This window comes from Pseudomonas sp. 65/3-MNA-CIBAN-0223 (genome assembly GCF_040310425.1).
In the GTDB taxonomy this organism is placed as follows: domain Bacteria; phylum Pseudomonadota; class Gammaproteobacteria; order Pseudomonadales; family Pseudomonadaceae; genus Aquipseudomonas; species Aquipseudomonas gregormendelii.
Map to the genome: position 1 here is coordinate 156,323 of NZ_JBEOPV010000003.1, position 20,880 is coordinate 177,202.

Annotated in this window: 20 protein-coding genes; 16 read left to right on the top strand and 4 right to left on the bottom strand. The window is 58.6% G+C overall.

Annotation, left to right across the window (positions count from 1 at the left end; translation table 11 throughout):
- Window positions 1–1,191: a thiolase family protein gene (locus tag AAEZ09_RS04035; protein ID WP_020300791.1), complete on the bottom strand. Its 1,191-nt coding sequence runs from the start codon at window positions 1,189–1,191 to the stop codon at window positions 1–3.
- Window positions 1,191–1,589: a Zn-ribbon domain-containing OB-fold protein gene (locus AAEZ09_RS04040; protein ID WP_020300790.1), complete on the bottom strand. Its 399-nt coding sequence runs from the start codon at window positions 1,587–1,589 to the stop codon at window positions 1,191–1,193. The genes AAEZ09_RS04035 and AAEZ09_RS04040 overlap by 1 nt, the downstream gene beginning before the upstream one ends.
- Window positions 1,590–1,728: 139 nt before the next feature.
- Here AAEZ09_RS04040 and AAEZ09_RS04045 point away from each other — a divergent pair, with 139 nt between their 5' ends.
- From AAEZ09_RS04045 to AAEZ09_RS04060, 4 genes are all read left to right on the top strand, one after another.
- The gene (locus AAEZ09_RS04045; RefSeq protein WP_020300789.1) at window positions 1,729–2,430 is read left to right on the top strand and encodes an SDR family NAD(P)-dependent oxidoreductase; all 702 of its coding nucleotides are present in this window, start codon (window positions 1,729–1,731) and stop codon (window positions 2,428–2,430) included.
- Window positions 2,427–3,425 carry a fumarylacetoacetate hydrolase family protein gene (locus tag AAEZ09_RS04050; protein WP_020300788.1) on the top strand — a complete coding sequence of 333 codons (999 nt, stop codon included), beginning with the start codon at window positions 2,427–2,429 and terminating at the stop codon, window positions 3,423–3,425. The genes AAEZ09_RS04045 and AAEZ09_RS04050 overlap by 4 nt, the downstream gene beginning before the upstream one ends.
- A 123-nt stretch (window positions 3,426–3,548) precedes the next feature.
- Window positions 3,549–4,949, top strand: coding sequence for an aromatic ring-hydroxylating dioxygenase subunit alpha (locus tag AAEZ09_RS04055; RefSeq protein WP_057005046.1), 1,401 nt, complete (start codon window positions 3,549–3,551; stop codon window positions 4,947–4,949).
- A gap of 90 nt (window positions 4,950–5,039) precedes the next feature.
- The gene (locus AAEZ09_RS04060; protein ID WP_057005047.1) at window positions 5,040–5,615 is read left to right on the top strand and encodes an aromatic-ring-hydroxylating dioxygenase subunit beta; all 576 of its coding nucleotides are present in this window, start codon (window positions 5,040–5,042) and stop codon (window positions 5,613–5,615) included.
- Between the two features lie 84 nt (window positions 5,616–5,699).
- Here AAEZ09_RS04060 and AAEZ09_RS04065 read toward each other — a convergent pair whose 3' ends face one another.
- Window positions 5,700–6,440, bottom strand: a complete 741-nt coding sequence (locus tag AAEZ09_RS04065) for a DUF2889 domain-containing protein (RefSeq protein WP_057005048.1) — start codon at window positions 6,438–6,440, stop codon at window positions 5,700–5,702.
- A gap of 101 nt (window positions 6,441–6,541) precedes the next feature.
- Between AAEZ09_RS04065 and AAEZ09_RS04070 the strand changes: the two genes are divergently transcribed.
- Window positions 6,542–7,342: an SDR family NAD(P)-dependent oxidoreductase gene (locus AAEZ09_RS04070; protein WP_126588877.1), complete on the top strand. Its 801-nt coding sequence runs from the start codon at window positions 6,542–6,544 to the stop codon at window positions 7,340–7,342.
- A 128-nt stretch (window positions 7,343–7,470) separates the two neighbouring features.
- On the opposite strand, the gene AAEZ09_RS04075 is transcribed toward AAEZ09_RS04070, so the two are convergent.
- Complete coding sequence (locus AAEZ09_RS04075; protein ID WP_057005050.1) at window positions 7,471–9,102, bottom strand: ATP-dependent acyl-CoA ligase; 1,632 nt, start codon at window positions 9,100–9,102, stop codon at window positions 7,471–7,473.
- A gap of 183 nt (window positions 9,103–9,285) precedes the next feature.
- On the opposite strand from AAEZ09_RS04075, the gene AAEZ09_RS04080 reads away from it, so the two are divergent.
- The 11 genes from AAEZ09_RS04080 to AAEZ09_RS04130 all read left to right on the top strand — a co-directional run bounded on the left by AAEZ09_RS04080 (window position 9,286) and on the right by AAEZ09_RS04130 (window position 20,839).
- Complete coding sequence (locus AAEZ09_RS04080) at window positions 9,286–10,017, top strand: TetR/AcrR family transcriptional regulator (protein ID WP_057005051.1); 732 nt, start codon at window positions 9,286–9,288, stop codon at window positions 10,015–10,017.
- A 346-nt stretch (window positions 10,018–10,363) separates the two neighbouring features.
- Window positions 10,364–11,428 carry an amidohydrolase family protein gene (locus tag AAEZ09_RS04085; protein WP_020300781.1) on the top strand — a complete coding sequence of 355 codons (1,065 nt, stop codon included), beginning with the start codon at window positions 10,364–10,366 and terminating at the stop codon, window positions 11,426–11,428.
- Window positions 11,428–12,279: a fumarylacetoacetate hydrolase family protein gene (locus tag AAEZ09_RS04090; protein WP_057005052.1), complete on the top strand. Its 852-nt coding sequence runs from the start codon at window positions 11,428–11,430 to the stop codon at window positions 12,277–12,279. Before AAEZ09_RS04085 ends, AAEZ09_RS04090 begins: the two co-directional genes overlap by 1 nt.
- 13 nt (window positions 12,280–12,292) lie before the next feature.
- Entirely contained in the window at window positions 12,293–13,195 is a 903-nt protein-coding gene (locus AAEZ09_RS04095) for a 3-hydroxyacyl-CoA dehydrogenase (RefSeq protein WP_057005053.1), read from the top strand.
- A complete protein-coding gene (locus AAEZ09_RS04100; protein WP_057005054.1) occupies window positions 13,192–14,367 on the top strand; it encodes a thiolase family protein in 1,176 nt (391 codons plus the stop codon). The genes AAEZ09_RS04095 and AAEZ09_RS04100 overlap by 4 nt, the downstream gene beginning before the upstream one ends.
- Window position 14,368: 1 nt before the next feature.
- Window positions 14,369–14,872, top strand: coding sequence for a carboxymuconolactone decarboxylase family protein (locus AAEZ09_RS04105; RefSeq protein ID WP_169850674.1), 504 nt, complete (start codon window positions 14,369–14,371; stop codon window positions 14,870–14,872).
- A gap of 139 nt (window positions 14,873–15,011) precedes the next feature.
- The gene (locus tag AAEZ09_RS04110; RefSeq protein WP_057005055.1) at window positions 15,012–16,289 is read left to right on the top strand and encodes a cytochrome P450; all 1,278 of its coding nucleotides are present in this window, start codon (window positions 15,012–15,014) and stop codon (window positions 16,287–16,289) included.
- A 113-nt stretch (window positions 16,290–16,402) separates the two neighbouring features.
- Window positions 16,403–17,710 carry an amidohydrolase family protein gene (locus tag AAEZ09_RS04115; RefSeq protein WP_057005056.1) on the top strand — a complete coding sequence of 436 codons (1,308 nt, stop codon included), beginning with the start codon at window positions 16,403–16,405 and terminating at the stop codon, window positions 17,708–17,710.
- Between the two features lie 110 nt (window positions 17,711–17,820).
- The gene (locus AAEZ09_RS04120) at window positions 17,821–18,969 is read left to right on the top strand and encodes an acyl-CoA dehydrogenase family protein (RefSeq protein WP_057005057.1); all 1,149 of its coding nucleotides are present in this window, start codon (window positions 17,821–17,823) and stop codon (window positions 18,967–18,969) included.
- Window positions 18,969–20,042, top strand: coding sequence for an acyl-CoA dehydrogenase family protein (locus tag AAEZ09_RS04125; protein WP_057005058.1), 1,074 nt, complete (start codon window positions 18,969–18,971; stop codon window positions 20,040–20,042). Before AAEZ09_RS04120 ends, AAEZ09_RS04125 begins: the two co-directional genes overlap by 1 nt.
- Window positions 20,039–20,839 (top strand): crotonase/enoyl-CoA hydratase family protein, encoded by an 801-nt coding sequence (locus tag AAEZ09_RS04130; protein ID WP_057005059.1) that lies wholly within the window; start codon window positions 20,039–20,041, stop codon window positions 20,837–20,839. Before AAEZ09_RS04125 ends, AAEZ09_RS04130 begins: the two co-directional genes overlap by 4 nt.
- The last annotated feature ends 41 nt before the right edge of the window (window positions 20,840–20,880 follow it).

Genomic DNA, 20,880 nt, shown 5'->3' on the forward strand with positions numbered 1-20,880 from the left:
TTACTCGCGAACCAGTAGCAGGCTACCCCCCAGCGGGCCGCCTCCGGCTGCCACCGTACTGACGCGGTGTTCGCGGGTTTGCCGGCCTTCGGCACGACCCCACAGTTGCAGGCAGGCTTCATGCACGTAACCCAGGCCGTGGGTGCGTCCGCCAGACAGCTGCCCGCCATTGGTATTGATGGGCAAGCTGCCCTCCAGTGCGATGCGCGTGCCACCCTCGACGAACGCGCCACTTTCCCCAATGGGGCACAGGCCCAGGGCTTCAAGCCAGATCAGGGTCAAGATCGAAAATCCGTCATACAACTGCGCAGATTCAACATCCTGCGGGGTGTAGTCGGTGCGTGCCCACATCATCTCGCCAACATCGAAGGCGGCCATTTTGGTCAGGGAGATCTGATCCCACGACCAGGGCTGGTTCAACGCTGCGCCCATGGCCTCGATGCGAATTGGTTTATTTGGCTGGTCCTGGGCGATATCACGACGGGACAGGATGATGGCGGTGGACGCATCACAATGCACGTCGCAGTCGAACATGCGCAGAGGCGTTGAAATCATTCGCGATGCCATGTAGTCGTCCATGCTCATCGGCGTGCGGTACAGCGCCTTGGGGTTGCGCATGGCGTTCTGGCGACACGTCAGGGCTATCTGCGCCAGCTGCTCCGGTCGGGTGCCGTATTCATGGAAGTGACGCTGGGCATACAACGCCATCAGATTGATGCCCGATTGCACATTGAACGGGGTAAACCACTGCCAGGCGTAGCTGCTGTCGCGACCCTGGGTTTTGTTGGTCAGTGCGCCGGCCTGTTTGTTGAGCATACGGGCTGACGCTTCGGTGATGGTGCGAAACACCAGTACGTGCTTGCACAGGCCCGCCGCAATCGCCATGGCCCCGTTAATGACCCCGGTAAGCGGGCCGGGCCCTTCATAACCGCCACCGAACCAGTTGACGTTGAGCCCAAGGGCGCTCTTCAGCGCACTGGGACCGACCGGTGAGAACGGGTCGCCATTGTTGTTATCACCCGGCCAGCAGGCCACGCCGTCGATGTCGCTACGTTGCAGGCCGGCGTCCGCAATGGCTTCCAGGCAGGCGTCCAGGGTCAGGCGCATCGCTGACTTGGTAGACGGTCGGCCGATCTCTGATTGCCCGATACCGGTAATGGCTACGTCTTTTTCATAACGATGATCGAACATCACTGATCCTTCTCGAACAGAGGCAACCACACATCCTCGACATTGAGGAAGCTGACCCGTACCGGCATGTCGATATGTACATCCGTGACCGGCATGCCCACCACGTTGCTCACGAACTGCAAGCCGGGTTGCTCAACGAGCTCGATGATCGCCACCACATAGGGCACCTCCAGGTCGGGGGTCCAGGGTTGATAGTTGATGGTGAAGCTAAGTACGGTGCCCTTGCCGGACACCGCTTGCGGCGCCACGTCGAAGCTTGCGCAATGCGGGCAGAGCGGGGCGGGCGGGTGGAAATACCGGCTACAGGCTGCGCAGCGATGAACGAGCAGTTCGCCCTGTTGACCGCCTTGCCAGAAGGCGCGGTTGTCGGCGTTGAGTGCAGGCAGTTTTCTAGGCATCAGCGGTCCGCAGGTGAGTGTTTGACTTGAAGTCATACGGTATCATTTGTACATATTTTCTAAAAGTGTCATATATTCATCCGGACAAAGGCGCGAATCGACCGTTCGCGCCGTAAAACAACAACAAGAGGATTTCGCGATGTCCCAATCACTATTGGACAAGAGGGTAGTCGTCACCGGCGGGTTTGGTGCCCTCGGCAGCGCACTTGGCAAATTTCTGCTGGCGCGAGGCGCCCGGGTGGCGTTGCTGGATCGTAGCGAGGCCCCAGCTGCCTTGCTGGATACGGAAAACCTGCTGTGCCTGGGTGGTGTCGACCTGACTTCGAGCGAGTCGGCCAGCGCTGCGTTCGAGCAGGTCGCGGGGCATTTGGGTGGCATCGACGGTTTGGTCAATGTCGCGGGCGGGTTTGCCTGGGAGACCGTCGAAGGTGGCAGCCTGCTGACCTGGGATCGCCTCTATCAGATGAACGTACGTACCGCAGTGGTCAGTTCTCAATCCGCGTTGACACACCTGCTGGATTCCAAGGCCGGGCGCATCGTCAACATTGGCGCGCTGGCCTCTGTCAAAGCCGCAACAGGTATGGGGGCTTATGCCGCCTCCAAGGCCGGTGTGGCCCGGTTGACCGAGGCGTTGGCCGAGGAACTGAAGGATCGTGGTGTAACGGTCAACGCTGTGCTGCCGAGCATCATTGACACCCCCGCCAACCGCGCCGACATGCCTGATGCTGACAGCAGCCGCTGGGTCACTCCGCAGGCGTTGGCGGCGGTAGTGGCGTTTCTTTTATCCGACGAAGCCGCAGCAGTAACCGGTGCGCTGCTCCCCGTGAGTGGTCGCGTATGAGACTGGTGACGTATACCGACGCCGAAGGGTTTGAGCGCGCGGGTGCATTGCTCAATCGGGATCAGCAGGTACTCGACCTGCAACACGCTTACCGCTTGCTGGAAGGTCGTGACAGTGTGGCGTTGAGCAGCATTCTGGCTTTGGTAGAGGCCGGCGAACCGGCGCTGGAATTGGCCCGCTCACTGGTCGCTAAGGCACCCTCGGCGGCGGTGCTGGAGCGTGCCAGCGTGAAGCTGCGTGCACCGATCCAGCCGCCTCCACAAATGCGCGACTGTTCCTGCTTCGAATTGCATCTGCGCCAGAGCTTCGCGGCGGCCCGTCGTGCCCGTGCGCTGCGTACCGAAGACCCGGAAGCCACGCTGAAAGCGATGAACACCCGCGCTGACGATCGGGTCATCGAGACTTTCAACAAGCAGCCTATTTACTACAAGGGCAACCGTTTCGCGGTGATTGGCATCGACGATGAATTTCAATGGCCGAGCTACAGCCGGGCGATGGATTTCGAACTGGAGTTCGGTTGCTACATCGGTAAGCGCGGCAAGGACATCAGCCGTGAAGCCGCCCGGGCGCATATCGTCGGCTACACCATCTTCAACGACATGAGTGCCCGCGACGCCCAGGCCCTGGAAATGCCCGGCATGCTCGGCCCGGCCAAGAGCAAGGATTTTGATACCGCCAATATCATGGGCCCCTGTCTGGTGACAGCCGATGAGCTGGGTGATCCCTATGACCTGAACATGGTCGCCCGGGTCAATGGCGAGGAGTGGGGGCGCGGCAATACCCGCGATATGCGCTGGAGTTTCGAAGACGTGATTGCCCACGTGTCCCGCTCGGAAACCCTGTACCCCGGCGAGTTTCTGGGCTCCGGCACGGTCGGCAACGGCTGCGGCCTGGAGCAATTGCGTTATTTGAAGCCTGGCGATGTGGTTGAACTGGAGATCGACGGCATTGGTGTGCTGCGCACTCAAGCGGGCAAGGCATCGAACAAGGATTGACGCGTACGTGAATGACGGAAGAATTCACTTACAAGTACAAAGTGAATTCTATGTACATAAATAGAGAAAGTGTCTTATATTTCGCTGCGACTACTGTCGTGACGCTCTGATCAGGAGGCAATCATGCTAACAAGAACAAGCCCCGTATTGTCTGATGGAACCAAGGTCTCTGACCTCATCTATCCCTCTAGCCGTGAAGTACAAATGCGCGTGTTGTCTGACCGCGAAATCTACGAGCTGGAGATGGAAAAAATCTTCGGCAAGATCTGGGTACTCCTGGGTCACGAGTCGGAGATCCCCAATTCCGGGGACTTCATGGTCCGCGACCTGGGCTCCGACTCGGTCATTGTTGCCCGTGGTAAAGAGGGCGAGGTGTTTGTAAACCTCAATGTGTGCCCGCACCGCGGCATGCGCATCAGCACCGCCGATTGTGGCAACACGCAAATTCATAAATGCATCTACCACGGCTGGGCCTTCCGCCCGAATGGCGACTTTGTCGGCTCACCCGTCGAGCGTGAGTGCATGCACGGCAAGATGCTGCCAAAAGAAGAACTGGGCCTGAAAAAGGCACGGGTCACGCTGTACGGCGGTCTGGTCTTTGCGACCTGGAATATCGATGGGCCGTCGTTTGACGAATTCCTCGGCGATGCCAAGTGGTATTACGACATGCTGTTCTGCCGCTCCGACAAGGGCATGGAAGTACTCGGCCCACCGCAGCGCTTTATCGTTAACGCCAACTGGAAAACGGCTGGCGAGCAATCGGCGGCTGACGGTTTCCACACACTGACCTTGCACCGTTGGCTGGGCGAAGTGGGCAATTACGCCAAGAAAGGCGAGGGTGAAACAGCCGACCTCAGCCCGGAAATGATCGGAGTTGAAATCAGCTCGCCCCATGGCCATGCCCTGCGCTGCATCGACCTGGCGCGCAAGATCAAGCGCCTGACCGGCCTCGATCCGGCAGAGTTGAGTGTGCAGCAGAAGCTCGAAGCATTGCCGCCTGCCGGCATGACCGCCGACATGGTCGAACAGCTGGCACGCAACTTGACCGAAGATCAGTTGAAAGTGCTCACCAGCATGCCGCCGCAAGTCGGTGGAATGTTCCCGAACATTCTTTTCGGTTTTGTCTACATTCCGCAGCCGGATGGCACTGTCGTCGGCTCGATGACCCTGCACGCCTACGTGCCGCAAGGTCCGGACAAGCTCGAGTTCGTCAACTGGGTATTTGCCGAGAAAGACGCTTCCCCGGAATTGCGCGACAAGATGCTCAAGCAAACCATCCAGCTGTTCGGCACGTCCGGCATGGTCGAGCAGGATGACTCCGATACCTGGCCGCACATGACGCTGGCTGCCAAGGGGGCGATGGGCCGCAAGAGCACGATGAAGTACCAGGCAGTCTTTGAAACGGGGGCGCCGGAAGGCTGGCCTGGCCCGGGCATCGTCAACGAAGGTTTCACCAAGGACGATACCCAGTGGCACTGGTGGTTGTACTGGCATGAGCTGATGACTGCATCGGACGACAAGTAAAGCGTCTGTTACGCCTGGTATGACTGCGGTCCTGAGGGGCCGCAGTTGCTGGAAACCGCATTAACAAGAATAAAAGTGAGGGAATGACTCATGGCTCAGGTTCAACAACGCGGTGTGGAGGATATCCAGCCGGGTTCCCCAGTCGGTACCAAGCGAGTACCGGTAGGCTCGCCGATTTACAACGATGTGGTGACCTTTCTCTACGAGGAAGCCACGCTGCTGGACCAGATTCGCCTGCAGGAGTGGGCCGAACGCCTGGACACCGACCTGGTGTACACAGTGCCGCTACGCCAGACGCGCTTGGCCGCCGAGTTGAAAACCACCATCGTGCGCAGCGTTCAGCATTACCACGATGACTACCGCTCGATCATGGGCCGAATCCTGCGCCTGTCCGGCAAAAGTGCCTGGGCGGAAGATCCTCCTTCGCGTACCCGACGTCTGGTGACCAACGTGTTTGTCGAAGAAACCGACAAGAGCGATGAGTTTGTGGTGACCAGTTACCTGCTGCTGACCCGTAGCCGGTTCAAGGACCACCACGTCGACATTATCAGTGGCGAACGGCGTGATGTGCTGCGCCTGAGTGAAGTGGGATTCAAGTTGGCGCGGCGCGAAGTCATCATTGACCAGGCGGTGCTTGGAACACCCAATCTGGCCGTCTTCCTCTAGTTCGTACCGGCGGTCTGGTTTGAACCCGGATCGCCGTACCTTGAAGGCATTGGCCGCTCTGTTCTTGACGCAAGAGCGAAGCGGCTATTGCTGTTGTCTCAGCCATTGCTGATCCTCTGCGCACAACTTGAGCTGCTCGTGGCTGAAATCCAGAGTCGAGCCTTTCATGCGCAGTGCCTGCTCCGCACGTTCGGGTTGCTGGCTGTAGCAGAGGGCGCTGGTAGCGGCGTGAATCTGGGCGTCGAGGTTGTACGCACGCCCCATCGAAATCAGGGTGCAGCGGCGAAGCAAAAGAGCCGCTTCGGCGGCTTCTTCATTGAGGGTGCTCAGTGCCCAGCGTGCCATACCTTCGCGAAGGTTGATGCCGCAGTAGGGGGCTGGTCTTTCGATCAGGGTGCCATCGACTTCCCAGCTCAGCTTTTCAACGCCGTCGCACAGCAACGTAGCGCGAGTGTGATTGGCAATACGCTGGCCGACGTTGATGTCATAACGGCGCTGGTGGGGGCCTCGAGCGGCCGCCGCGACAGCGAGGCCCGCGAGGTCCAGCAGATGGGTGCATTGATGACTGGCATCGGTCTGACGGGTGACCGAGTGGGCTATCCGGTCCAGTTTCATGCCCACCAGGTGCTGTAATTGATCGCAAGCCTGAGGGCACAAGGAATAAGGGTAGCGAAGCGCTTCGCCGCCAATGGCGGTGACTTCACCTTGATGGTGGCAGACCCAGACACGGAAGTGGTGGAAGTCGTCTTCCAGCGCGGCTCGGACTTCGCCCGTGCCATTGCCGGGATGAGCAATGATGTCTACGCGGCGACGAAATACACTCATCCTCAATATCCTTGCTTCAATGCTGTTCAGGCTGACGAAATCAGCTATATTTGAACACTATAACCAAAAATGTTCACTAAAAAACAAGAAATGGAGTGGCTATGGCACTGCTAAACGAACAGGTCGCGTTGATTACCGGTGCAGGTGGCGGAATAGGCCGCGGTATCGCGCTGAACTTTGCCAAAGAGGGCGCTGCTGTGGTGGTCGCCGAGCTGGATGTCACCAGTGGCGAGGCCATAGTCGCCGAACTCAAAGCGCTGGGTGCCCAAGCGGTGTTCATCAAGACCGACGTGTGCAGCAAGGCCGATATCGAAGCTGCCGTGCAATTGGCCGTTGATCAGTTCGGTGGTCTGGACATATTGGTTAACAACGCCTTTGCGCCAACACCCAATGTCCTTCTGGAAGAAAAAACCGACGCGATGCTGGAGAAAACCCTCGGTTCTACAGTGTGGGCGGCCTGGTGGGCGATGAAAGCCGCACTGCCCCACATGAAAGCGAGAGGCGGCGGCAAGATTATCAACTTCTATTCCATCGATATCGAGATCGGCGCCTGGTTGCACGGCGACTACAACACGGCAAAGGCAGCGATCGTGGGGCTGACTCGTAGCGCGGCTTCTGAATGGGGGCGGTTCAACATTCGAACCAATGCCATCGCACCGACTGCGATGGGTGCGACCTTTCACAAACTCGCTGCAGAGAACCCGGGGTTTGCCGAAATGTCCGCTTCGATGCGTCCGTTGGGGCGCTGTGGCGAGCCTGAAGCTGATATCGGGCCGGTGGTGGTATTCCTCGCTTCGGAGATGTCGCGCTTTATCACTGGCGAGACCATTCACGTCGATGGTGGCCTGCACTTACCCGGTTACAACTCCCGCCCCAAAGGCATTCCCGTGCGCGAGTATTGATTACCCCGGTTGATGCAGGAGCGAGCAAGCTCGCTCCTGCAAAGAAGGCTCCAGGCCCAAGAGACGCGAAAGCCCGCTTCAAAGCGGGCTTTCGACGTTGGATCGACGAGACATACCGGGCAGGACCGTTACTTTTTGGACACCACGATCGATGTGGTTTCCAGATCCCAGGTGGCGGCGGTTTTACCTTCATCGCGCAGCAGATACTTCAACACCCGCCCCTGCGGGTTTTTCGGCAAGCTGCTGCGAAACTCGATGTAGCGCGGCAAGGCATAGTAGGGCACCGAGTCGGTGGCCCAATGGAACAGCTGCTCCGGGTCTAGCGTCACGCCTTCATGCAGTACGGCAGTCACCTTCACATCATCCTCGCCTTTATCAGAAGGCACGGCATGCACCGCCACTTCGGCCAGTGCCGGGTGAGAAGCAAAGGCTGCTTCCATTTCAAAGCTGGAAATGTTCTCCCCCCTGCGACGCATGTAGTCCTTCTTGCGGTCGACAAAGTAGAAGAAGCCATCATCATCGAATTTGCCAACGTCGCCGGTGTGGAACCACATGTTGCGCATCAGCTTCTGGGTATCCTCCGGACGACGCCAGTAGCCCTGGAACATGATGTCGGGACGGAGCGGGCGCACCACGATTTCGCCAGGGGAGTTGGGCGGTACTTCCTGATCGAGGTCGTCGACGATCCTAACGTCAAAATCTGCAATACGTTTACCCGACGAGCCGGGCGCGGCGTATTCCCCGGCAGCCAGCGAAGTGATAACGCAGGCTTCGGTCAGGCCATAGCCGTTGCCGCCTACCAGCTTGGTGCCGAAGCGCTCGCGCCAGATCTTTTTGGTTTCTTCGGTATAAGGGTTGCCACGGGCGGTATGGATCTGCCCGACGCAGCGCAACATCGCTTCGTTATCTGGCGCCTGGGCGAGGAGGCCGCCCATGCCACCCAGGATCGAGGCAATGGTCGCGCCCGAGCGCTCCACTTCCGGCCAGAAATTCGAGACCGAGAACCGCGCAAGAATGGCGGCGCGCGCGCCCACCAGAATGCTGGCAATGATGGATACACACAGCGCATTCATGTGAAACAGCGGCAGCGGCGTGATGGTGACGTCGTCGGCACTGGCCGGACCGGCACGTAGTTGCAGGCGCGCCAGATTGCACATGAAGTTGTAGCTGATCATGCAGCCCTTGGAAGGGCCCGTTGTACCCGAGGTGTAAATCAGGCAGGCGAGGTCTGAAGGTTGCGGTTTATTGACGAGTGGGGTGGCGTCATGGCCACGCCATTCATCCAGTGGCGCAATACGAATCGGGCAATCAGGAACTGCTTCGAGGGTGCCACGGTGAAGAATGTGGTGGACGTCCTGCAGTTGTGAGGCGAGCGGGGTGATGCGTGGCAGGTAGGCTGCTTCGCAAATTACCACCGAGGTGCCGGTATCGGCGATCTGATGGCGGAGGAACTCGCCCTTGAGCGCGGTGTTGATCGGCACACTCACGGCGCAGAGCTTGTTGATGGCCAGCCAGGTGGTGACGGCATCGATATTGTTATCCAGCATCGTCAGCACGGTTTCACCGGCCTTGACGCCCAGGGTGGCAAGTGCGTTGGCCATCTTGGTGGAAAGTGAGTCAACCTGAGCATATGTGTATAACTCACCGCTGAAATCCAGCAATATTTTGTCTGGATGCCTTGCTACCGCGCGATCTAACGCGTCAATGACAGTGTCTCGTTCTCCCACTGCCCAGGTGTCTGGATTTCCACTGCTACCCATCAGTTTTCTCCTTTAGGCATCCGTAAGCGGTCGGGTTGCCTGATTTTATTTTGAAGAGAGAATCTGATTCTAAATACAAACGTCTTAAATGTCTTTAGCAATAAGTTGAACATATAGTGTTATTTATGCACAGATCCTGTGCTAACGTTGCACAATCTTTACTCTTCATGAGCCTGTCACGCCATGCCAAAAGCCGCACCCAAGAAAGCAGAGGCGCCAGCGCCGGCTAGCAAACCCAAAAAAAATGCGCCACCTGAAGCAGGGGCGAGCCCGGCTAAACCCGTCGAGCGACGTGCTGCTGCCAACTCAGTGGCAGGAACCAAAGTCAAGCCGAATCGCCGTTCGGAAGAAACCATTGCCAACATCCTTAAAGCCACTGAGGAAGTCGTGCTGATGTCTGGCGCGGATCGTATTTCGATCCTGGATGTGTGCCAGGTAGCGGGCGTTTCCCGTGGCACCTTTTATCGCTATTTCGCTTCGCAAGAGGACTTGCTGGACACCTTTTCACGCCACAAGCGCGAAAGCTTTCACAGCTCGCTGTCCCAGGAACTCGGTCACATCAGTGATCCTGAAGCGCGCTTGAATGCGCTGTTTGCCTATCTCGACAACTACCTGGAGCAAAGTCGGGCTCGGCGTCTTCTGGTGGTTGCACCCGACTACGCGCTGGGCTTCTTCCGACGGATTTTCCACGATTCGATCGTGCGCTTTCAGGATGGCCTGGGCATCGTTTTCGACGACTGGGACGAACGCCTCGGGGTGCGTCTTGACCGTGAGCTGATCTGCGAAATGATCATTCGTTACGTGTTGAGCGAAATCCTCGTGCCAGAAGCCGCGGGGCGTCGATTGTTCCCGGTCCGGGTGAAAAAACTCCTGGGCGCGCTGATCATGGGTTCTACCTCGCGCACCCGCCGCTGACCTTAAAGAACTACCCATCGCGCAAACAAAAGCCCCCGTTTATCGGGGGCTTTGCGTTTCCGTACGCTAATTTTTCCCCTCCTGCATTCCACTCTTTTTCGAGGCTGACTCGAAGTTTTGGACCCCTCTAAGCATTTTTCGACGCGAGTCGAGGGCTCTGGGTCAGGCCTCTCCGCGCGCAAATAAAATAAATTGAACAGTATTTTGATTTCTGCTCAATTTAATCTTAAGCTCTGGTCTTGGCAGTGAGCCGTCGGCTTCCCCTTTTCGCGGCAATTTGATCCAGGCCACGTGAAGGCACCGCACAAATAACCAACAAAAAGTGCCAACTTCGAGGTACCTAGACATGCTTATCGATCTTCACGCCCACGCACCGCACCCTGGCTATTACAACCAGCACCCTCACTGGGGGCCGTTCTTTGAGCAGCACGCCGATGGCGATATCAAGCTGCGTGTCGGTGACTGGATTCTCGGTCTTGGGTCGCCAGAGCGTAAGGCTGCCGTGCGCTCCGGCAAGGGGCCCAAGCTTGAAGAGTATTTTGCGCGCTGGGCTGATCCGAAAGTGCGCTTGGCTGGCATGGATGCGGCGGGACAAAACCTGCAGGTCGTGTCCGTACCGTCCCACTGCTACATGTACTGGACCGAAGCCGAATTCGCCGTGCCTTTCGCCCGTACCGTCAACGAGACATTGGCTGAATACTGCTCCGCAGCTCCTGATCGCTTGATGTTCTGGGCTCACGTGCCTTTGAATGCGCCAGAAGCGGCGGCGGCTGAATTGCGCTACGCCTGCACCGTACTGGGCGCTAAAGGTCTGGTCGCTGGCGGCGCCAACTTCGGCGGCCTGGAGTTCGATTCGCCGGAACTCGACGTGGTGTGGAAAACCCTCTGTGATCTGGATCTGCCGATGTTTATTCACGGCTACAACCAGTCGGTCACCTGGGGCAAGAACGCCAACGACGACCGTTACGAAACCACCGCCATCGTTGGCATGCAGTACGACGAAAGCCGTTGTTTCTGGAACCTGATTTGCGGCGGCGTACTGGATCGCTTCCCTGACCTTAAGGTGTACATCACCCATGGCGGCGGCTATGTCCCGTACCAGCTCGGTCGTCTGGCCAAGACCAACGAGAACCTCGACGTCAAATACAACAAAAAGCCGCTGCTCGAGTACATGAAAAACTTCTACTTCGACGTTGAGCTGCATGAAGTACCGATGCGCCAGGCGTTGGTCGATATCATCGGTGCAGACCATGTGCTGTACGGCAGCAACTTCGGCGGTAGCGATGCCGTGCGTCACGACCTGACCCATGGCCTGAAGTTGTCCGACGCCGACTTGCGCAAGATTCGCTATGAAAACGCATGCCGCTTGCTGCACATCGATCCTGCCAAGTTGGGCAAGGTAGGTGCCTGATGAAGCTGGCACGATGTGAGTATTTTGCTACCGGCGTTTTTTGGGCTGTCGTGGATGAGGCCCAGGACCAGGTGACGCCAATTTCCGGCAATTTCAAAGATTGGGCGCCCGGCGTGACTGCCGGACGCGGCATCAGTTCGTTGCGATTCGCCGGGCCAGCGCTCCCCCTTTCCAAAGTGCGCCTGTTGCCGCCGATAGAACCCGTCAACCGGGTGGTCGTGGCTGGCGCTAATTACGCCAAGCATCTGGTGGAGTTTGGATTGAGTGCGCCGTCCCAGCCAGTCGCCTTTCTCAAGGCTTATGGCGCGCTGATTGGCGCCAATGACCCGATCCGCTTTCCACCGTTGACTGAGGAGCTCGATCACGAAGTTGAATTGGTGGCGGTCATCGGTACTGACGAGATTGACCTGGAAAACCCGCTTGCCTGCGTGCTCGGTTACACCGTCGGCAATGACGTCAGCGCGCGCGATCTGCAGCGTAGTGGGCCGGCGGGCATCGGCATGGATCTGTTCGCGGCCAAAAGCCAGGATCGGACTACTGGACTTGGTCCCTGGATCGTCACGAAGGATGAATTTGCGCAAGGGTCACCAACGCTGCGCCTGACCTTGAAAGTAAATGGTGAGACGCGCCAGGACGGCTCCACCGGCGAAATGACCTGGGGTGTTGATCATCTGATCCGCTTTGTCCAGCAGCGCTCGAGTTTTGCCTGTGGCGATGTGTTGTTCACGGGATCGCCGGCGGGAGTGGGGATGGGCACCGGTCTGTTCCTCAAGGAAGGCGATGTGGTCGAAGCCAGCGTCGAAGGCATTGGCACGTTGCGCAATGTGGTCAGTAAAAAGAACCGCGCCTAATCGAGAGCCAAACATGAACGCCAATAAAGAAAAAGTAGTCGTCGTCGGTGCGGGTCTGATGGGCACCGGTATTGCGCATGCGTTCGCCAGCTCCGGTTTCAGTACCTTGTTGGTCGATACCAATGCCGCCTCCCTGACAAACGCCAGGGCGAGCATCGAAAAAATCCTCGCCGATGGCGTGCGCCTGGGCAAAGTCAGCGAAGAAAAAGCCCGGCAATCGTTGGCCAATCTACTGACCTGCAGCGACTTGACTGAAGCGGCGAGTGGCGCCAATTGGCTGGTTGAAACAGTCTCAGAGCAGTTGGCAGTGAAGAAGGCGGTGCTCGCGCAAGCGGCGCCACTGCTGGCACCGGACGCGATTATAGCGACCAATACGTCGGCCCTGAGCGTGACCGAAATTGCGGCGTCAGTGGAGTGTGCAGATCGCGTGATCGGCATGCACTTCTTCAATCCGGTGCACAAAATGAAACTGGTGGAGCTCGTGCGGGGGCTGGCTACCAGTGATGAGGTCGTGGCGCGCACGCGTACCTTGTGCGAGCAGATTGGCAAAACCTCGATCATCGTCAATGAGTCACCAGGATTGACCACCAGTCGCATGTCTGCGCTGTTGGGCAACGAGGCAATGTGGATGCTGCAGGAAGGCACCGCGACCGCTGAAGACATCGACACGGCTCTGCGCCTGGGCTTTAACCATCCGATGGGCCCATTGGAGCTGGGTGACCTGACTGGTTGGGATACGCGGCTGTCTGTTCTGCGTTATCTGCATCAGACCCTGGGTGAGAAATTCAGGCCGTGCCCGCTGATCATCAAAATGGTCGCTGCCGGGCGACTGGGGCGAAAGTCAGGGCAGGGGGTTTACCGCTACGAAGACGGTAAACAAGTACCAGGTTCAGGGCTCAAGGCGAGTGCGTTATGAAAGACATCGTCATAGTTGATGCGGTACGCACGCCAATCGGCAAGTTCCGCGGCAGCCTGGCCGGCGTGCGCGCCGATCACCTCGGGTCGCTGGTGCTCAGCCGGTTGCTGGAACGGGTCGATGTGTCGCCGACGTTGGTCGACGATGTGATATTTGGCAATGTCACGCAAATTGGCGAGCAGTCCGCCAACATCGCCCGTACAGCCTTGCTCGGTGCCGGTTGGCCGGTCACCGTGCCGGGCCTGACCATCGACCGTAAATGTGGGTCGGGCGAAGTGGCCGTGCATTTGGCCGTTGGCGCCATCGCGGCTGGATCCGCTGATATCGTGGTGGCAGGTGGTGCGGAAAACATGAGCCGCGTGCCCATGGGCAGTAACCGTGAAATTCACGGCGAAGCGTTTGGCTGGATGGCAGTGCAACGCTATGAACTGACCAGTCAGGGCGAGGCTGCTGAACGTATCGCCGACAAATGGGCGCTCAGTCGCGATGCGCTGGATGATTTCGCTTTTGCCAGCCATCAGCGTGCTGCCGCGGCGTCCGATGCTGGTTATTTCGATAATGAAATAGTGCCGGTTGCGGTCGAGGAGCTACGAGAGCAAGTGCTGACGGAGCCAGTTGCTGTGTTGCGCGAGGACGAAACCATTCGCCGTGATACATCGCGGGAAAAACTGTCGACGCTAAAAACCAGTTTTCGTCCGGACACCGGTCGAATCACCGCTGGCAACTCGTCACAGATCTCCGACGGAGCAGCGGCATTGCTGTTGATGAGTGCCGAAACCGCGAAAAAACTCGGGCTCAGGGCTCGAGCGCGGATTGTGGCGTTCACAACCGTCGGGTCCGATCCGACGTTAATGCTCACCGGGCCGATTGCTGCCACCCAAAAGGTGTTGAGCCAGGCCGGGCTGAACATCAACGACATCGACTTGTTCGAGGTCAATGAAGCGTTTGCCTCGGTGCCGCTAGCCTGGATGCAGGAGACCGGTGTGTCGCACGACAAGTTGAACGTCAACGGTGGCGCTATTGCCCTCGGTCATCCATTGGGCGCCAGTGGTGCACGCTTGATGACCACCTTGTTGAACGAGCTTGAGCGCCGCGGCGGGCGTTTTGGCCTGCAAGCCATTTGCTGCGCCGGCGGCATGGGCACGGCGACCATTATCGAACGGCTCGATTGAGATGGCGCGCCTACCGCTGATCCCACTGGATGCCATGCCGGCTGCGTTGCAAGACGCGGTGGAGCGGGGCCGGCGCAGTCGCATGCTCAGTTCAACGACGCCGGTGCAGGTCTGGGCTCACCGACCCAAGGTAGCCCTGGCCTGGCTGGGTTTGATGGAGAGCCTGCACAGCGACAGCCTGCTCGATGAGCGTTTACGCGAGTTGGTGCGGCTGAAAATCGCCAGCATCACCACTTGCCAGGCCTGCCAACTGGCGCGCAAGTCCGACTCAGTTACTGAAGAGGATATTGCGTGCATGGCGACGGACAGCGAGTCCTTCACGCCAGCCGAACGTGCCGCGTTGCGTTATGCCGAGTTGTTTGCCAGCGATTACCTGGAGATCGACGACACGCATTTCTTGCGACTCGGGGAGTTTTTCTCTGACGCCCAGGTGGCAGAGCTGGGGCTGTACTGCGCCCTGATGTTGGCGGGTGGCCGCATGACACTGGTGCAGCAGGCCTATTGACACGTCTCGCAGCACAAATAGTTGATCGAATTATTAATAAGTGTCCAATACCGATCTAGTCAGGCCTATTATCAGCCAGAAGGTATGGCCTTAAGCAGCTACCTGACAAAAAATAATGACAAAAATAGCGGAGACGATCATGTCCACACCGGTGCAGAACGATCTGACGAAGGCTTTCACCGACGTAGCCAGTAATTATCGCGGTACCAGCGATATCGACCTGCACGCGACTTACCGCGATATGCGCGCCAATTCGCCCGTGCTGCAAGGCAACTTCATGGCAAGTCTGGGCGTGCCGTCGATTGCCGGCCTGGATGCCAGCCGGCCAACCTTCACACTGTTCAAATACGACGATGTCATGGCGGTCATGCGTGACGCCGGCACCTTTACCAGCGGTTTTATCGCCGAGGGGCTGGGTGCGTTTTTCGATGGCTTGATCCTCACTGCAATGGACGGGGATGCTCACAAGAACATCCGTAATCTGCTGCAACCGGTATTCATGCCCGAGACGGTGAATCGCTGGAAAGAAACTAAGATCGATCGGGTGATTCGCGAGGAGTATCTCAAGCCGATGGTCCCGGCCAAGGGTGCCGATCTGATGGACTTTGCCCTGTATTTTCCGATCCGGGTGATTTACGCGTTGATCGGCTTTCCCGAGGATCGTCCCGAGCAGATCGAGCAGTACGCGGCCTGGGCGCTGGCCATCCTGGCGGGCCCGCAAGTCGATCCGGAAAAAGCCGCCGCGGCCCGCGGCGCGGCCATGCAGGCCGCTCAGGCTCTGTACGATGTGGTGAAAGTGGTGGTGTCCGAGCGTCGCGCCGAGGGCGCATCGGGCGATGACCTGATCAGCCGGCTGATCAACGCGGAGTATCAAGGACGGTCGCTGGACGATCATGAAATCGCCACCTTTGTACGCTCACTGCTCCCGGCTGCCAGCGAAACCACGACTCGCACCTTCGGTACCTTGATGTCGTTGCTGCTGCAAAATCCGGAGGTGCTGGAGCGGGTGCGTAATGACCGTAGCCTTGTAAACAAGGCCATCGACGAGGCGGTGCGCTTCGAGCCTGTGGCCACCTTCAAGGTGCGTCAGGCCGCCAAGGACCTGGAGATCCGCGGTGTAGCCATCCCCAAAGGGGCAATGGTGCAATGCATCGTGACCTCGGCCAATCGCGACGAAGATGCATTCGAAAACGCCGATAAATTCGACATCGACCGCAAGCCCAAACCTTCGTTTGGCTTCGGCTTTGGCCCACACATGTGTATCGGTCAATTCGTGGCCAAAACCGAGATCAACTGCGCACTGAATGCGATCCTCGACCTGATGCCCAACATCCGTCTCGACCCTGACAAACCCGGGCCGCAGATCGTCGGCGCACAGCTGCGCGGTCCGCACTATTTGCACGTGCTGTGGGACTGATGGAGATGCGCACTCGATTTAATATGAACAGATTCAAAAAATGTGTTTAATTAAATAGAGATGTGCACTATGATTCAGGCACAACAACAAGCCCGAATGCGAAGGGGAAAACAATGAAAGTTGAAGATCTGATTCTTGTCAGCGTCGATGACCACGCGATCGAGCCGCCGAATGCTTTTGCTCGCCACATGCCCGCCCGCTTCAAGGGTCGTGAGCCGCATGTGGTCAAAAAGGGTGATCGTGATGTGTGGGTCTTCGAGGAACAGGCCACTGGCTACATGGGCCTCAATTCCGTGGTCGGTCGACCAAAAGAGGAATACGGCATGGAGCCGCTGGGCTACGAGCAAATGCGCCGTGGCACCTGGAACATCAAGGACCGCGTCGACGACATGAACGCCAACGGCGTACTCGGTTCATTGTGCTTCCCCACCTTTCCGGGTTTTGCCGGACAGCGTTTCCAGGTACACGCTGACCGAGACGTGGCGATGGCGGCCATCCAGGCCTACAACGACTGGCATTTGCACGATTGGTGCAACGCTGCGCCAGGCCGTTTCATTCCGCTGATGATCGTGCCGTGGTGGGACATGAAAGCCGCGGCTGCCGAAGTCGAACGTCTGGCCAGACAAGGTGTGCACGCGCTTTCGCTGTCGGACAACCCGGCTATTCATGGCTACCCGTCGATCCATAGCGATTACTGGGACCCGCTGTGGAAAGCCTGCAGCGATAACAAGGTGGTGATCTGCTGCCATATCGGTACCGGCGTGAAAGCTCAACACGCTTCGGATTTGTCGCCTATCGACGCTTGGATCACCTCCATGCCGATTTCCATCGCCAACTCCGCCGCAGACTGGATCTGGGCGCCGATGTGGAAGAAATTCCCGGACCTGCGCATGGCGCTTTCCGAAGGCGGCATCGGCTGGATTCCTTATTTGCTGGAGCGTGCTGACTTCACCCACCGTCACCATAACGCGTGGACCAATTCCAACTTCGACGGGAAGATGCCCAGCGACATCTTCAACAAGCACTTCATCACCTGCTTCATTGAAGATAATTTCGGCCTGAAGAACCTCGATTATCTGAACGCCGAGATGGTTACGTGGGAAAGCGATTACCCGCACTCCGACTGCACCTGGCCGAACTCGCCGGAAACCGCTTGGGAAGGGTTGCAGCACCTGCCTAAAGAGATGATCGACAAAGTCACTCACTTGAACGCAATGCGTGAGTTTTCCTTCGATCCGTTCGCTATCCACGGTCGGGAAAACTGCACGGTCGGCGCGCTGCGGGCTCAGGCCACGCACGTCAGCACCGAGCCAGCACTGGGCTTGGGTGGTGCCGATCATGGTCGTCACGACAACAAGCCGGTCACCTCCGGCGACATCAATGCGATGTTTGCCGAGGCTGACGCGCAAACCGCGTTGTAAGTTGCCGCTGTTCCTACAGTCGCCGGCCAACGGCGACTGTGGAGCGGTTGCCGATCTGTGGTCGCTTCGTTCGAAGCGATTGCGCCTGTGTTCAGCGTTAGAGAGCGCATATGGCCATCAGTCAATTTTCCTACAGTAATATTCCTCCCGAGGCGGAAGCGCTTCGCACCGAAGTGCGGGCGTTCATTCTCGACACACTGGCCGATTACCCACCGACCTTGAGTGCACAGTCCTGGATGGGCTTCGACGCTGAATTCAGCAAGAAGCTCGGCGCGCGGGGCTGGGTGGGCATGGCCTTGCCCAAAGCCTACGGCGGTGGCGAGGCGGGTCCTTTTGCACGCTACGTGATCATTGAAGAATTGCTGGCCGCCGGTGCGCCGGTATCGGCTCACTGGATCGCCGACCGGCAAAGTGGGCCGCTGATCAATCGCTTCGGTACCGAGCAACAAAAACAGCACTTTCTTCCAGCCATTTGCCGGGGTGAAAGTTACTTCTGCATTGGCATGAGCGAGCCCAATTCCGGCTCGGACCTGGCTTCGATCAAAAGCACTGCTGTGCGTGATGGCGATAGCTGGCTCGTCAATGGCCAGAAGGTCTGGACCACCAACGCGCACCATTCGCAGTACATGATTGCCCTGGTGCGTACCGGTGAGAAACAAGCGGCCCGGCATGAGGGCATGTCGCAATTCATCGTCGACCTGAGCCTGCCCGGCATCACCATTCGCCCGATTCGCGACCTGGCCGGTGGCGAGCACTTCAACGAAGTGTTCTTCGACAATGTAAGGCTACCCGCCGACGCTTTGATCGGCACTGAAGGGAAGGGATGGGACCAGGTGACCGCCGAACTGGCCTTCGAACGCAGCGGCCCTGAACGCTTCCTCAGTTGTATGGCGTTGTTGAAAACACTGATCGACGCGGTGGGCAAGTCCCCTGACGCACTACAAGCGCGGGAGATCGGGCGACTGTCAGCCAAGCTGCTGACGCTGCGCAATATGTCGTTGTCGGTCACGGCACAGTTGGCAGCGGGTGAACATCCAGCCTGGGCGGCCTCCTGTGTGAAAGACCTTGGCAATGCTTTTGAGCAGGAAATTCCCGAAGTAGCCCAGCTGTTGCTGGAAACCGAGCCACGGCAGGACGGCGGCAGCGAGCACGCACGCGTGCTGGCCTACCTGACACAGATGGCGCCCTCATTCTCACTGCGCGGGGGCACTCGCGAAATTCTGCGCGGCATCATTGCCCGCGGCCTGGGGTTGCGATAATGCGCGAGATATTCGAAGCGACGATTGAACGCCTGTTTGCCGATCTGGCGACGCCGGCTTATGTGATGAGCTGTGAAGGCGGCGAATGGCCGGCCGAGTTATGGGCTGCGCTGGACGAGTCGGGCTTCACCCTGGCGGGTGTCACCGAAGCGCTGGGCGGCGCTGAGGCCAGTTGGGCCGATATGTATGTGCTGATCCGTGCCGCTGGGCGCTTTTCAGTACCTGCACCTTTGGGTGAAGCCCTGCTCGGCAATTGGCTGCTGAGCAGGGCTGGCCTGGAGGGCAGGGCAGGTGCCATCAGCGTGGCCGCCAACGCCGATCTGGTACTTGAGGGCGAGCGCGTTTACGGCACCGTCTACTCGGTCCCTTGGGGGCGCAACGTTGAAGCGGTCGTCGCCATCGCCAATAGCCCAACCGGCGTGGCGCATGTGGTGCTGCTGTCGCGAATCGCGGCGAGTGAACTGACGTTGAGTCTGAATGTGGCAGGCGAACCGCGCGATGATTTGGGTTTCACCAGTGCCCAGGTACTGGCACAAGCACCGTTGCCCGGCGGGCTCGACGCCAACGTCCTGGAACTGGGCGGCGCGATGCTGCGCGCGGCGCAGACCGCCGGGGCTTTGCACGCCCTACTGGACATGACCGCCAACTATGCCGGTGAACGCAAGCAGTTCGGCAAGGCAATTGGTTCTTTCCAGGCCATTCAACAACAGCTTGCAGTGTTCGCTGAGCAGGCTGCCGCCGCCGGCATCGCGGCCGAGGCGGCCTTCACGGAATCCAGTGCGGGGCTCGCGGCGCTGACCATTGCCGCGGCAAAAATCAGCACCGCAGAAGCCGCAAGCGTCGGCGCAAGCATCGCCCATTCAGTGCATGGCGCCATTGGCTTTACCGAGGAATATCCGCTGCATCTGCTCACCCGTCGGTTGTGGGCGTGGCGCAGTGAATTCGGCTCGGCCAGCCTTTGGAGTCAACGCCTGGGTACTCAGATATGCCAAGGCGGCAGCGATGGATACTGGCCCTTGCTCACCAGCCATGGCCAACAACCCTTAACCCGTCTCGCGAGTAATCCGGTATGAGCCCGTTTCTACAGATTGAGCGTGAGGGCGGCATCGTCACCGTGCGCATGAACCATCCCGACACGCGCAATGCCCTGACGACGCGCGAGCAGATCCAGGAGTTTGTCGATCTCTGCGCTGAACTGCGCCGTGACATGTCGGTACGGGTAATGGTGCTTACCGGCAATGGCAGCGCTTTCTGTGCCGGTGGCAACGTCAAGGACATGCACGAGCGCGGCGGCATTTTCGCCGGCTCGCCGTATGAACTGCGCAATACCTACCGGGACGGCATTCAGCGTATTCCCCTGGCGATTTATGAGCTGGATATCCCGGTGATCGCCGCGGTTAACGGCCCGGCGATCGGTGCGGGCCTCGATCTTGCCTGTATGTGCGATATCCGGCTGGCGGCGCCCAAGGCGATCTTTGCCGAGAGTTTCGTGCGTCTGGGCATCGTTCCGGGTGACGGCGGCGCCTGGCTGTTGCCGCGCATCATTGGTATCCCTAAAGCCAGTCTGATGGCGTTTACCGGTGACGCTATCGATGCAGCCAAGGCGCTGGAATGGGGGCTTGTCGAGCAAGTCTGCACCCACGAAACGCTGCAATCGGAAGCGCAGGCGCTCGCGCGCCGAATCGCCAGCAACCCGGGTCATGCGTTACGCCTGTGCAAGCGTCTGCTGCGCGAAGGCCAACATATGCGCCTCGATTCGCTGCTGGAATTGTCGGCGGCGTATCAGGCGTTGGCGCATCACACCGAAGACCATCATGAAGCGGTGGCGGCTTTTGTCGACAAGCGCGATCCCAATTACCAGGACCGCTGATTACCCATCGCCTAATACAAGAATCGATCTGGAGTAAGCAA

What these genes read in the sequence shown, in the direction of transcription:
- AAEZ09_RS04035 (WP_020300791.1), bottom strand. Translation starts at nt 1,191, where the DNA reads ATGTTCGATCATCGTTATGAAAAAGACGTAGCCATTACCGGTATCGGG.
- AAEZ09_RS04040 (WP_020300790.1), bottom strand. Translation starts at nt 1,589, where the DNA reads ATGCCTAGAAAACTGCCTGCACTCAACGCCGACAACCGCGCCTTCTGG.
- AAEZ09_RS04045 (WP_020300789.1), top strand. Translation starts at nt 1,729, where the DNA reads ATGTCCCAATCACTATTGGACAAGAGGGTAGTCGTCACCGGCGGGTTT.
- AAEZ09_RS04050 (WP_020300788.1), top strand. Translation starts at nt 2,427, where the DNA reads ATGAGACTGGTGACGTATACCGACGCCGAAGGGTTTGAGCGCGCGGGT.
- AAEZ09_RS04055 (WP_057005046.1), top strand. Translation starts at nt 3,549, where the DNA reads ATGCTAACAAGAACAAGCCCCGTATTGTCTGATGGAACCAAGGTCTCT.
- AAEZ09_RS04060 (WP_057005047.1), top strand. Translation starts at nt 5,040, where the DNA reads ATGGCTCAGGTTCAACAACGCGGTGTGGAGGATATCCAGCCGGGTTCC.
- AAEZ09_RS04065 (WP_057005048.1), bottom strand. Translation starts at nt 6,440, where the DNA reads ATGAGTGTATTTCGTCGCCGCGTAGACATCATTGCTCATCCCGGCAAT.
- AAEZ09_RS04070 (WP_126588877.1), top strand. Translation starts at nt 6,542, where the DNA reads ATGGCACTGCTAAACGAACAGGTCGCGTTGATTACCGGTGCAGGTGGC.
- AAEZ09_RS04075 (WP_057005050.1), bottom strand. Translation starts at nt 9,102, where the DNA reads ATGGGTAGCAGTGGAAATCCAGACACCTGGGCAGTGGGAGAACGAGAC.
- AAEZ09_RS04080 (WP_057005051.1), top strand. Translation starts at nt 9,286, where the DNA reads ATGCCAAAAGCCGCACCCAAGAAAGCAGAGGCGCCAGCGCCGGCTAGC.
- AAEZ09_RS04085 (WP_020300781.1), top strand. Translation starts at nt 10,364, where the DNA reads ATGCTTATCGATCTTCACGCCCACGCACCGCACCCTGGCTATTACAAC.
- AAEZ09_RS04090 (WP_057005052.1), top strand. Translation starts at nt 11,428, where the DNA reads ATGAAGCTGGCACGATGTGAGTATTTTGCTACCGGCGTTTTTTGGGCT.
- AAEZ09_RS04095 (WP_057005053.1), top strand. Translation starts at nt 12,293, where the DNA reads ATGAACGCCAATAAAGAAAAAGTAGTCGTCGTCGGTGCGGGTCTGATG.
- AAEZ09_RS04100 (WP_057005054.1), top strand. Translation starts at nt 13,192, where the DNA reads ATGAAAGACATCGTCATAGTTGATGCGGTACGCACGCCAATCGGCAAG.
- AAEZ09_RS04105 (WP_169850674.1), top strand. Translation starts at nt 14,369, where the DNA reads ATGGCGCGCCTACCGCTGATCCCACTGGATGCCATGCCGGCTGCGTTG.
- AAEZ09_RS04110 (WP_057005055.1), top strand. Translation starts at nt 15,012, where the DNA reads ATGTCCACACCGGTGCAGAACGATCTGACGAAGGCTTTCACCGACGTA.
- AAEZ09_RS04115 (WP_057005056.1), top strand. Translation starts at nt 16,403, where the DNA reads ATGAAAGTTGAAGATCTGATTCTTGTCAGCGTCGATGACCACGCGATC.
- AAEZ09_RS04120 (WP_057005057.1), top strand. Translation starts at nt 17,821, where the DNA reads ATGGCCATCAGTCAATTTTCCTACAGTAATATTCCTCCCGAGGCGGAA.
- AAEZ09_RS04125 (WP_057005058.1), top strand. Translation starts at nt 18,969, where the DNA reads ATGCGCGAGATATTCGAAGCGACGATTGAACGCCTGTTTGCCGATCTG.
- AAEZ09_RS04130 (WP_057005059.1), top strand. Translation starts at nt 20,039, where the DNA reads ATGAGCCCGTTTCTACAGATTGAGCGTGAGGGCGGCATCGTCACCGTG.